The 12379-nt window shown below is 40.6% G+C and carries 10 protein-coding genes; 7 read left to right on the top strand and 3 right to left on the bottom strand.

The window, feature by feature from the left end; all coding sequences use genetic code 11:
• Nucleotides 1-45 precede the first annotated feature (45 nt).
• The 3 genes from J0656_RS11605 (at nucleotide 46) to J0656_RS11595 (ending at nucleotide 5059) form a co-directional block, all read left to right on the top strand.
• Complete coding sequence (locus tag J0656_RS11605) at nucleotides 46-1281, top strand: YdcF family protein (protein ID WP_207033932.1); 1236 nt, start codon at nucleotides 46-48, stop codon at nucleotides 1279-1281.
• Nucleotides 1282-1285: 4 nt separating this feature from the next.
• Complete coding sequence (locus tag J0656_RS11600; RefSeq protein ID WP_207033930.1) at nucleotides 1286-3373, top strand: glycoside hydrolase domain-containing protein; 2088 nt, start codon at nucleotides 1286-1288, stop codon at nucleotides 3371-3373.
• A 129-nt stretch (nucleotides 3374-3502) separates the two neighbouring features.
• The gene (locus J0656_RS11595; protein ID WP_207033927.1) at nucleotides 3503-5059 is read left to right on the top strand and encodes a purple acid phosphatase family protein; all 1557 of its coding nucleotides are present in this window, start codon (nucleotides 3503-3505) and stop codon (nucleotides 5057-5059) included.
• 444 nt (nucleotides 5060-5503) lie between these two features.
• Here J0656_RS11595 and J0656_RS11590 read toward each other — a convergent pair whose 3' ends face one another.
• From J0656_RS11590 to J0656_RS11580, 3 genes are all read right to left on the bottom strand, one after another.
• Nucleotides 5504-6910, bottom strand: coding sequence for an alpha/beta hydrolase (locus J0656_RS11590; protein WP_207033925.1), 1407 nt, complete (start codon nucleotides 6908-6910; stop codon nucleotides 5504-5506).
• A gap of 89 nt (nucleotides 6911-6999) precedes the next feature.
• Nucleotides 7000-7182 (bottom strand): hypothetical protein, encoded by a 183-nt coding sequence (locus J0656_RS11585; protein WP_207033923.1) that lies wholly within the window; start codon nucleotides 7180-7182, stop codon nucleotides 7000-7002.
• Nucleotides 7183-7231: 49 nt separating this feature from the next.
• Nucleotides 7232-8032: a helix-turn-helix domain-containing protein gene (locus J0656_RS11580; RefSeq protein ID WP_207033921.1), complete on the bottom strand. Its 801-nt coding sequence runs from the start codon at nucleotides 8030-8032 to the stop codon at nucleotides 7232-7234.
• Nucleotides 8033-8283: 251 nt separating this feature from the next.
• Here J0656_RS11580 and J0656_RS11575 point away from each other — a divergent pair, with 251 nt between their 5' ends.
• From J0656_RS11575 to J0656_RS11560, 4 genes are read left to right on the top strand one after another with little or no spacing between them, the layout of a single operon-like run.
• Nucleotides 8284-9972 carry a GMC oxidoreductase gene (locus tag J0656_RS11575; RefSeq protein ID WP_207033919.1) on the top strand — a complete coding sequence of 563 codons (1689 nt, stop codon included), beginning with the start codon at nucleotides 8284-8286 and terminating at the stop codon, nucleotides 9970-9972.
• A gap of 12 nt (nucleotides 9973-9984) precedes the next feature.
• A complete protein-coding gene (locus tag J0656_RS11570; protein ID WP_207033917.1) occupies nucleotides 9985-11067 on the top strand; it encodes a Gfo/Idh/MocA family protein in 1083 nt (360 codons plus the stop codon).
• A gap of 35 nt (nucleotides 11068-11102) precedes the next feature.
• Nucleotides 11103-11657, top strand: a complete 555-nt coding sequence (locus J0656_RS11565; protein WP_207033915.1) for a gluconate 2-dehydrogenase subunit 3 family protein — start codon at nucleotides 11103-11105, stop codon at nucleotides 11655-11657.
• A complete protein-coding gene (locus J0656_RS11560) occupies nucleotides 11654-12361 on the top strand; it encodes a galactosamine-6-phosphate isomerase (protein WP_207033913.1) in 708 nt (235 codons plus the stop codon). Before J0656_RS11565 ends, J0656_RS11560 begins: the two co-directional genes overlap by 4 nt.
• Nucleotides 12362-12379 lie beyond the last annotated feature (18 nt).

Raw genomic sequence — 12379 nt, 5'->3', positions numbered from 1 at the left:
ATCATAAGGGCGGCTTCAATAGCCGCCCTTTTTAAAATCAACAGCATGAAAAAACTACTTCTTTTTTCATGGGTTATGGGTTGTGCTTTTATTTCTCGAGCTCAAACTATAACTCAAGATCATCCCAACATAACCCAAGAGAGGCTACAAGCAAAAAATTTCTATTTGTTTTCGGTATTGGAAAGCAATGCGGGGATCATGAATCTTTTAAAAACGGATAAGCAATTGAAATCCTACTGGGATAAAATGACAATTCCCATGGAAACCTTGCCCCAAAATGGTAAGGAAATCATAACTCCATTTTTATGGTCGGAAAGTGATATCCAAACCATTGGAAACCGATTGGTGGATTTGTCCAAGGGCAATGCTGACTTTAAGGGCCTTATCAAAAAGTTAAGGGATTCCAACCAATATGCAAATTTTGAACGGGCTTCTGATGATGAATATCTCTATGACATATGGGAACAATGTGCCAAAGGATTGGATACGGTGTTGGAAGTTTATGGGGCAGGGAAAATGCCATTTTATAAAAATATTGATTCGGTTTCTTTTGATGCCAAATCGAAAAGATACCTCTATGCGGTTGCTACATTAAAGACACTGGCCATTGATGGTGCCCAAGAGGAACAATTGTTCTTCCAACCAAGCTTATATCTTGCCTTAAACTTGTTGTATGCCAACCATAAGGACGAAGCTGTTCGTTATGATCCATTGGACAAAAAAGAGAATGCCAAAGCTGTTCAAACCATAAAAAACATAGATTTCAAGTCTTATCCCTATGCATCCATTGTGGTTTTGGGAGGCGGTCCCGAAAATTATCGGGATAAACTTTCCATTGCGGGAAAGGTGAACCTTCAATTGGCCATGAAAGAATACCGAGCCAAAAAAGCACCTTTTATAATTGTTTCAGGAGGTCATGTACATCCGTATATGACGCCTTACTGTGAGGCCGTGGAAATGAAACAAGCACTTATGGAGGAATATGGAGTTCCCGAAGAGTACATCATCATCGAACCTTATGCAAGACACACTACGACCAATATGCGAAATGCAACCCGATTAATGGTGGAATACGGGATTCCATTGGAACAAAAGAGCTTGGTAGTGACGAATCCTTCACATAGTGATTACACGGGGAGTGAAACGTTTAAAAGACGTTGTCAGGAAGAATTGGGCTATCAACCTGTAAATTTCCATGAGAGACTATCCCCAACTACCCTTGAATTTACAGGAAACAAAGTTTCATTCCACCAAAATCCAAACCAACCCTTAGACCCATAATGGTATGAAAAAGTACGGTTTGTGTATTCCAATGGTGCTGCTATTTTTCGCTTGTCAACAAAGGAAGGCTAAAAATGAGGTTGACATAGTCAAATCCCCAAGTGAACAAGTGAACGGCTTTCTAGGCACCTCCGGAGATCATGGGCAAATGTCCCCGGCAGCGGCTTCTCCATTTAATATGATATCCATTGGCCCCGTGACCCATCCTGGCACACATACAGGCTATGATTACTATGCAAAGGAATTTTTAGGTTTTGTCCATACCCATATTGAAGGTGTTGGTTGTAGAGGCGGGGGAGGTAACATTTTGGTAAAGCCTATTGGAAATGAAGAAGTGGATGAAAAATTGCTGAAGAAGCATGAGTCCGCCAAACCCGGTTATTACAAAGCCACCTTTGAAAATGGAATAAGTGCCGAAATGGCTACCGACCATAATTATGGGGTGCATCAATATCATTTTCCGGAATCGGGACAAATGTTGAAAGTAGATTTGGCCTATGCCTTTTTAAATCGGTTCGAAGAAGCACAACACACTGCTGTTGGGAATACGATAAAAGGTTGGGTAGATACCAAAACAGTTTGTGATAGGGGTAGGTACAGACTCTATTTTTATATGGAGTTTGACCATGTTTCCACTATTTCAAAATCACAAAAGGACAGCTATGTAATTTATGGCACAGGCAATCCAACAATAGGGTTGAAAATCGGTTTCTCTTCTGTAAATGAGGAGTTCGCCAAAACTAGGGTGGTCAATGGGGGTAGTTTGTCCAAAACCATTGAAAAGAGCACATTGGCTTGGAATGCCCTTTTGGGGCATGCAAAAGTGGAAGGAGAAGCAGATAGGGTAGCACTTTTTTATTCGTTGTTGTATCGAGGCCTTCAATCTCCTTATGTAGTCTCGGAACCGGATGGAAGTTATAAGGCGATTGATGGAACAGTTCAAAAATCCAAGGATTCTGTCTACCATGGATGGGCTATTTGGGACAATTACAGGGAACAAATGCCTTTATTGTCGCTGCTGTATCCCCAAAAATATGGCGACATCGCAAGATCAATTGCCAATTTATATCCCTATGGTAAAAATGATTGGTCCACCCAATTTGAGCCCTCCAATTCAGTTCGCACGGAACATGCACAAGTGGTGCTTTTGGATGCTTTGGAGAAGGGGCACGAGCTTCCTTTGATAAAAATAAAGGACTCTTTGATCAAGGAAATCGATAAGTTGGATTTTGGTTCGCCCGACAAAGCTTTGGAATCTTCCTATGATCTATGGGCAAGTTCCAAATTGATGTTGTCAATAGGGGATACCATGCTGGCCAACGAGTACCTAAATAAGGCTTTGGACTACAAAACTTATTGGGAAAAGGACTTTTCCGATATGGCTTGGCCCGATGTGGACCGCATGGGTGCCAGAGGATTGTATCAAGGTACGCTTTGGCAATACCGTTGGTTTGTACCTTTTGATATTGAGGGACTCCAGAGTTTGGACGGTGGCGAGAGTGCTTTCAGGAAACAATTGGACCAATTTTTTGAAGAGAACAATTATAATCACGCCAACCAGCCCGATCTTCAGGTACCTGGACTTTACAACGCCACCAAAGAACCTTGGAAATCCCAAAAACTCTATCGAGAACTTATGCTGGATACTGTGGTTCAAGCGTATTTCAATAATAACAGCAAAGGTATCGACCCCTATATAGGTCGCATTTATAACAATAGACCTCGGGCGTATTTAAAAACCATGGATGATGATATGGGCACCATGTCGTCTTGGTTTGTGCTAAGGGCCATGGGATTCTCTGCGGTGAATGTTGGGGAACCTGTATACTATGTAACAGCTCCCATTTTTAAGGAGGTGGAATTGAACTGGTCTTCACAAAAATCATTCAAAATTCAGGTTTCTAACTACCACAAGGATCATTTTTATATCAAATCTGTTCAGTTGAATGGAAAACCCTTACTTCGAAATTGGTTGACCCACCAGGAGATAATGAATGGTGGGGAATTGATTGTGGAAACTGATAGTGTTCCAAATCTGAATTGGGGAACTGAAAATCAATTTTTGACCAAAGTTAGCATAGAAAAAGATTGACCATAACTTAACATATAAAAGATAACCAGTTCAATTCAGTTTGTTTATTTGTTTAATTGTGAGTGAGGTGCAGCCATGTTTGGGCAGCACCTTTTTTTAATTTAAAATAGATTTTTAAAAAACTTAAAGATGTCAGCGAAACTTAAAATTGGAATGTTTTTTTTCGGGTTATTGGTACTGGGTAAGACTGTAGGGCAGGAACTACCCCGTACCTATAAAGCGCCGGAATTTGATGTGGAATGGCGCAAACCCACAAATCACCCGGATAGAATTGTGCTTTCCTATGGGGAGGATCCATCAACAACCGCCAGTGTTACGTGGCGAACAACTTCTGAAATAGACACTGCCTACGCAGAAATAGCCATTGCAACCGCAGCCCCTAAATTTTGGCGTAATGCAAAGACCATAAAAGCAGGGACCACAACTTTTGATGCTATAGAGATCAATGAGGCTGAAATACTGGCGAATTACCATTCAGTGTGGTTTACAGATTTAAAAAGTGATACAACTTATGCATATCGGGTAGGGGATGGCAAACGATGGAGCGAGTGGATTCAATTTAAAACCGCACCAAAAGAAAGTAAGGACAAGTTCTCATTTTTATACGTAGGGGACACCCAAAATTTTATATTGGAATTATGGTCACGTCTGATCAGGGAGAGCTATAAAAAAGCCCCTGATGCAAAATTTATTGTTCATGCAGGTGATTTGGTAAACAACGCCCACAACGAACAACAATGGCAAGAATGGTTTGACGCTGGTGGTTGGATTCATAGTTCCATTGGTGCTTTTCCGATTCCGGGAAACCATGAGTATCGAAATTTGAGCCCTGAAACTTCTGAAAGAAGTTTGTCCGTACAATGGAAACATCAATTTACCTTACCGGAAAATGGACCTGAGGGATTGGAAGAAACCGCTTATTACATGGACTATGGGAATATGCGGATTATTGGATTGAACAGTAATGTTGACCATGAGAAACAAGCCGAGTGGGTAGATCATATACTATCGAGAACGGATAAGGATTGGGTCATCGTAACATTTCACCATCCTTTGTTTTCCGCTTCCGAGGGTAGGGACAATAAAGAATGGAGGGAGTTAATGAAGCCTATTTTTGATCAATATGAAGTTGACCTAGTACTGCAGGGACATGATCATAGTTATGCCCGTGGCAGGGTATCTCCCAAAGAAAATGTATTGGATGGGGTCAATATGAGAGATAAAACTGGAACTGTATATGTAGTTTCGGTAAGTGGTGGAAAAATGTATGGCTTACGAAAAAACGCATGGGAAGGTTATGATGCCGAAAGAGATAGGGCGGCTGAAAACACACAGTTGTTCCAAGTAATCACCATCGAGGATAATAAATTGTCCTTTGAATCCTACACGGCCGTTGGAGCGCTTTATGATGCGTTTGACTTAATTAAAAGGGCAGATCTTCCCAATGAATTTATCGAAAGGGATACTGAAGCCATTGTGGAGCGTAGATTTTCCAATACCATTCCTTATCAAGATCCACTGCCTAAAGGAGCAGAAGAGTCATTATTGTCAAAATACCCTGGATTTGAAATAACCGGAGTACATTTTGTAAACGATACCAATTTTATAGGATATAAGGTTCGATTGGAAAGAGGAGAAGACAGGGAGGAAATTTCTTTGGATGTGAATGGGAAATTCTTGGATTAATCCAATTTTTTCACCAATCAAAGCGATTGATAGAACATTGATATGTTTTGAAAGTAAGGTGAACAGAGGTTCAGGGTTTTTTATCCTCTTGGACCTTTCCTGTTCATAGATTCACAATAAGTACTACCGAATCCAAATCATCAAGTAAAGTCTCATTCTCTCGAATACAGAAGAGACTTGTTTGCACTTGGAGTGCCTATTCCAAATTCACTCGAGTAATTCCTTTAGCGAACTACTATTTTTCTTGGTGGCCAAATAATAGTCACAAGATTCTTATTGGAGCTAAAAGACTTAAAATAAATCGTTTTTCCAAACTATTGCTCTGGAGGCTTAATTAGATAAAAACGTTAAAACAATAAAAGGAATTAGAAGCGAACATAGTTCCTAAGCAATAAAATTGCTCCATATTTTTGAACCAACAAAAATATTGGGCGGTATCATTAATTAATTTATTTCTAAGCTATCATCGGAAACGGTTTGGTTTCCTATTGCCTTAGTATTCATAAACCTGCTTACAACTTTTTCAAATGCACTTGGTGCAAAAAGTGCAATAAAATGCGGAGCGTTCTTAACTCTGATAAAGGATATTGAACTGCTGTTTTGGGCAAGACGCTTGTAATGTCGCACGGCTCCCTTAATATGTGTTTTGGAATCGAGCGTACCATTGATAATCAAAGTTGGCGGTATGTGTTGTGGTGTTTTCCCAAAGTGTTCATCCCTAGAGTAGGTTGGCATCGAATTTTCAGCAATTAAACTGGGGAGTGGACTTTTAAACAATAAATCTTTTGACTCATCAATAACTTCGGTTTTTGTCATTTCAGGTCTCAGATTATTTTCAGAAGCAGTAATGACCTGGGTTAATGGAATGGAATTGGTTGAGGATTGATACGCCGCGCCATAGTCATTATAAAACGCTGTGATCTGTGTGATGGCCTTTTGGAGTGGTTCATAGTCGTTGCTATTAAGCCCCTTTATGATTTCTGGTATTGAATTCCGTACATAAGGTATGTCCAACATCATACCAAAAAGGATGGCCAGATCCTGTTTTGGTAAATTAGCAGCAAACTCAGTATCCGTTTTAGTGCGCTCTATGATGCTGTTCAATTGCTCTTCCAAGGTTATGTCGTTAGGTTCCCTATGATCAACTTGTTCAAGGAAAGATTTTCCAACATCATCCGTGACCAATGATCTGTGGCTTAGATCAAATTCATCATCGTCTTGAAGGGGAACCAGAGAATCCAAGATGACGGCATCCAGATCTACTGTCCCTAATTGTAACAAACGTAATACCAATTGTGTTCCATAGGAAACACCGTAGATGTAGCGCTCTTCCGTTCCACTAAATTCATTGATCAAGAAGCTAAGGTCCCTAGCGGCATTGGTAATAGTAAATGCCTTTACGTACTCCAAATTGCTGTACATGTAGTTAAAGCAGGGACCCCATTCATCATTGGCCAGAGCCATCCCATCTGGAGAATCAACTATTTCTTCTTTGGGACATATTTTACTGGAATATCCAGTGCCCCTATGATCAGGAACAAAAATATCCAGATGAGGAAATAGGTTAGAGAACTGATCGATCAGAGGATATAGACTTGCACCGGATTCACCAGGTCCTCCAGGTATTAACCAGATAGATCCCTTTCTATCTTTTTTTGCAGGAAACTTTCTAACGAACAAGTTTATAGTATTTTCATCACCTTCTTGATAATTCAGGGGGGCTTTGGTAGTAATGCAAACGGAGCCATCAAGTTCAGGGACATTATCGGAATTAGGACAAGATTGGGATTGAGCGGTCCAAAATGCAAAGAAGCATAGAAAATGAACAGCTGATTGGATGATTTTCTTCAAAATGTAATGATTTTATAGAGTAAAATTTCAGTCTCTATACGTAGAGACGCAAATTTACAATGAATGGTTGCCCGTCGTTTATTTAAACTTTAAAGATGCCAATAAGAGTCCGTTTCCTCTCCGTCATCAACCATTCTAATTTGGATATTGAACAATTCGGTCAGAATTTTATCCTTAGTTGAGTTATCAAATTCCTCAAATTTTATTTCCTCAATATGTTCCGAAATTTTGTCTCCGGTGTGCCATTTTTCCGCCACAATTTTATCAATCAAAATGTTCAATTCGGGTTGTAGCCTTACCCCATTTGGGATTTTATGTGTTTTACAAATATTTATGAAGGTGGCTTGCATCGGAAAATCCCCAGTTAAGTGCTACGGTCTCTTGGGTCAGATTAGAATTTTTTAGCTGAAAAGAGGCTCCCTTCACTCGATATTGTAATGCAAAATCAGAAAAGGTTGAACCCATTAGATCTTTGAACAAGGCCGTGAATTTAGTTACGGACATGTGGCACGCCAAAGCTGCCTCTTTAGTGGTTATGAGCCTTTTTTCTTCAAAAATCAAGCGTAAGGCTCCTTGAATAGAGGTTCTATGTCCATGATTTGATTTTTGAAAGGGAACTTTCCATCCTTCCATAAGGGAAAGCAACAATTCAAATAAATATATTTTAGCCCAGTCCGCATCATATTTTTTGGAAAACCTTTGTTGGACTTTTTTTGCCAGATTCTTTATTTCGCCCTTCAAATTTACTGCTGTCCTAGGTCTATCCATTGGTGGAACCATAAATGTTGAAGTCATATCCCTATCTAAGAAAAGTGTGGTTGCCAAATATCTTGGGTCGATAACAAATACAGCCACCTCACAGGGTGCCTCCAGTATTTCAAAACCATGTGGTTCCCACATATTGCAAAACCAAACCTCCCCTGGCCCTATTTCTATATCGTATCCTAGGTACGAGCGTTTCATTTTACCTTTCAATACTACTCCCAGTTCGAATTCATAATGCATGTCAAACCAACCTTCTTCTCTGTTTTCATGCCTGTTCAATAAGATTTGGATGGGCTTGTTATCGTCAAGTTCAAAATAAAAGCGTTTAAAATCATCTATCTGTGCTCCATTTATCATATTCTTTCATGATTTTACAAAAAATATGGAGTAATTTACAAAAAGACACATATAAGAATTGACCATATTTGAAATTAAACTTTAATCAAGGCAATTACAATTTGTTCTTGGGAATGAGTTTATCACTACTGATAAGAAACTCGGACACACAGTAAACCGGAAAATCGAGGTTGTTTTTTGAACGGATTTATTAGTTAGGCACATCTGGTTTATTAACAATCAAATGGAACATTTCTTAATTATGAATTTTTATGGAACATTTTGATGCCATCGTTATAGGATCGGGAATATCTGGAGGCTGGGCTGCCAAAGAACTTTGTGAACAAGGCTTAAAAACGCTCGTACTGGAAAGGGGAAGGGATGTAGAGCACATCAAAGATTATCCCACCATGACCATGGATCCGTGGGATTTTGAACACCGGGGCCGAATGACCAAAAAGTTCTATGAAGAAAACCCATTGATTACCAAGGCATCCGGATTTGGGGAGGATACGGCCCATTTTTTTATAAAGGATGCAGACCATCCCTATGTACAGGAAAAACCATTTGACTGGATACGGGGATATCAAGTCGGTGGAAAATCTTTGATTTGGGGAAGGGCCTGTCAACGTTGGAGCGATTACGAGTTCAAAGCACCTGAAAAGTACAATTATGGGATAGGTTGGCCCATTGATTATAATGATATTGCCCCATGGTACTCCCATGTGGAGAAATTCATTGGCGTATGTGGTAATAAGGATGGTATTGAGTCTATGCCCGATGGGGAATTTTTGCCCCCCTTCGAACTGAACTGCGTTGAGGAACACATGAAAAGCACGCTCGAAGAACATTTCTCTGGAAGATATTTGGCTCAGGGAAGATGGGCGCATCTCAGCGAACCAGAGCAAACCCATTTGGATCAAGGTAGGGGCAAGTGCCTTTGTCGCAATAAGTGTATGAGAGGATGTCCATTCGGAGGGTACTTCAGTTCTAATACCTCCACATTGCCTTGGGCCGAGAAAACAGGTAACCTAACGATTAGACCGTTTTCGGTAGTGCATTCAATTGTTTACGATGAGGATTCGGGAAAAGCTTCCGGTGTCAAGGTCATTGATTCCAATACAAAAGAGGAGTTCATCTTCAGCGCCAGAATTATTTTTGTGAATGCATCGGCACTCAATTCCAATTTGATTTTACTCAATTCAAAATCCGATCGTTTTCCCAATGGTCTGGGCAACGATCATGACTTATTGGGAAGGTATATCGGTTTTCATATATACAGGGCCCGAGCAGGTGCCAAAATCAGTGGATATGAGGACAAATATTATTATGGTTCAAGGCCATCGGAATGTATTATAGCCAATTACCGGAATTTAAAGGAACAGGATACCGATTTCCTTGGCGGATATACCATTTTTACCGGAGCCTATCGAAACAGAGCCGAAGAAATCCCTGACGAAAAACCACACCTTGGGGCGGACTTTAAACACAAACTAAGTAAACCCGGGAATTGGCAAATCTATATGTACATGCAGGGAGAAACTATCCCAAAAGCATCGAACAGGGTTTATTTGAGCCAGGATAAGACAGATGATTGGGGTATTCCCTTACTTGTCACAGATGTTGGTTATGATGAAAATGACGAAAAAATGATTAAAGATTTTCTTGTGGAAAGTCGTCGCATGCTCGAAAAAATGGGCTGTACGGATATAGACACACAGGACAACAACCAAGCACCTGGATTGGATATCCACGAAATGGGTGGTGTAAGAATGGGGAAAGACCCTGAGACTTCCCTTCTGAACAAATACAACCAAATGCATGAATGCAAAAATGTATTTGTGACCGATGGCGCCTGTATGACCAGTACGGGCAATCAAAGTCCATCCATTCTGTATATGGCACTTACAGCACGGGCAGCCACATATGCTGCGGCCCAGTTTAAAAAAGGATTGTTATAATAAATTAAGATTATGGACAAAAAAGTCGGAGTCGGACTCGTCGGTTCTCAATTCATATCAAGTATACATGCCGATGCATTGAGCAGGGTATCGGATGCAGAGATTTTAGCGGTAATGTCTCCTACAAAAGGGCATGCCGAAAACTTTGCGAAAAAGTTCAACATTCCCAATCATTTTACGGATCTGGACAAAATGTTGGCAATGCCGCAAATTGATATGGTGGTCATTGGCGCACCCAACTATCTACACTGTGAGATTACTTTAAAGATAGCAAAGGCAGGCAAACATGTAGTGGTTGAAAAACCTTTGTGCATGAACTTAAAGGAAGCGGATTTAATGATCGATGCCTGTAAAAAAGCCAATGTAAAGCTCATGTATGCCGAAGAACTTTGTTTCGCCCCTAAATATGTACGTTTGAAGGCTTTATTGGACGAAGGAGCCCTTGGAGAACCTGTGCTCTTCAAACAATCGGAAAAACACGATGGTCCTCACGCCGACCACTTTTGGGATATTGAACGCTCTGGAGGTGGGGTAACTATGGATATGGGCTGCCATGCCATCCAATTTTTTAGATGGCTACATCCTAAAAAAAACATCAAATCGGTATATGCCCAAATGATGACCAGTGTGCACGGCGATAAAACCGAAGGTGATGACAACTCCATTATTATTCTGGAATTCGAAGATGGTGTAACGGCCGTAATGGAAGAAAGCTGGACCAAACTTGGGGGCATGGACGATAAAGCCGAAATACATGGTTCTGAAGGAGTGGCCTACGCAGATATACTCCAAGGCAACTCAATCCAAACATACAGTAGCAAGGGAGTGGGCTATGCTGTGGAAAAGGCAGGAAACACCATTGGGTGGAGCTATACCATGTTTGAAGAGAGTTGGAACTATGGCTTCCCACAGGAATTTGAACATTTTGTGGATTGTGTCAAAAATGACAAACAGTCCTTGGTGACAGGGGAAGATGGAAAGGCTGTACTGGAAGTGATTCTTGCGGCCTATGAATCAGCGGGCACTGGAAAAAAAGTGCCACTTCCTTTCAAATCGGATGTGGACAAGCCCTATAAATTATGGAAGAAAGTATAGTGGTCATGTTCCCACTATTCCAAACAGATTAAAACATGGAAAGAAGAGATGCTTTAAAACTTACAGCCACCATTTTGGGAGGAAGTGTCATAGGAGCCCAATTCTTTTTGTCGGGCTGTGTTGTACCCCCCAAGAAAAGAGCTGAAATTGTAACCAATGACGATGTTCACTTTCTTGATGAAATAGGCGAAACCATTCTTCCTGACACAAACGAGTCCCCTGGGGCAAAGGCAGCTCATATTGGAGCATTTATGAAAACAATCGTAAATGACTGTTACAGTAAAGATGAAGCCTTAATCTTTATCAGTGGTTTGGATAAAATCGAGGAAAGATCCATAGATGTATTTCGAGAATCATTTCTCTCTTTATCGAAAGAAAAAAAACTAAATCTACTTACCCAATTTGATGAGGAGGCCAAAAAAGCCACATCTTTGGAGAAGCCCCATTTTTTCACCATGCTCAAAGAGCTTACCGTTTGGGGTTATTTTACTTCTGAGATTGGTGCGACCCAAGCCCTTCGTTACAATCCAGTTCCCGGTAGATTTGAAGGCTGCATTCCCTATACAGGTGAAAGCGTTTGGATATCATGAACAACCAATTCTTTGAAGACTATGAAGCGATGAGCGCATATGCGGGCCATATTGTACTCTCAGAACTTAAAAGAAAAAAAAACCTTCGTATTTGTGCAGCTACCGGAAACTCCCCGACAGGAACCTATGAGTTTTTGGCAAGGCAATATTTGAATCGGCCAGAGCTTTTCGAAAAGCTCCATATTGTAAAATTGGATGAATGGGGCGGGCTACCCGATACAAACCCAGGTTCTTGTGAGTATTATTTGCAGGAACACCTTCTAAGTCCCTTGCATATTCCCAATGATCGATACACTGGTTTTATCACCAACCCACAAAATGCTTCGAAAGAATGTAATAGGATTCAACAAAAGATTGAAAATGATGGTTTAATCGATTTGTGTATTTTGGGATTGGGGAAGAACGGACATATTGGCTTTAATGAGCCTGATTACCACTTGCAGCCATTTTGCCATGTGGCTCAACTTTCGGAGGCATCACAAAAGCATGGTATGGTTAAGGATTTGGATATAAAACCATCGTTCGGAATGACGCTGGGTATGCAAAACATCCTCTCTGCCAAAAGAATAATCCTCTTGATTTATGGAACGGGCAAAGAAGAAGTACGCTCCAAATTGAAGAAAAAAATCATAACTACCCAATTGCCTGCTACTTTCTTATGGCTTCACCCCAAGGTTGATTGTTTGCAAGTAAAAAGTACCTAGTGGCCCCTTAAGGGTTTG

Origin of the sequence: Flagellimonas aurea (assembly GCF_017313785.1) — a bacterium.
GTDB lineage: Bacteria > Bacteroidota > Bacteroidia > Flavobacteriales > Flavobacteriaceae > Flagellimonas > Flagellimonas aurea.
Note: the sequence above shows the minus strand (reverse complement) of the source record. Positions and strands in the feature narration are given on the sequence as shown.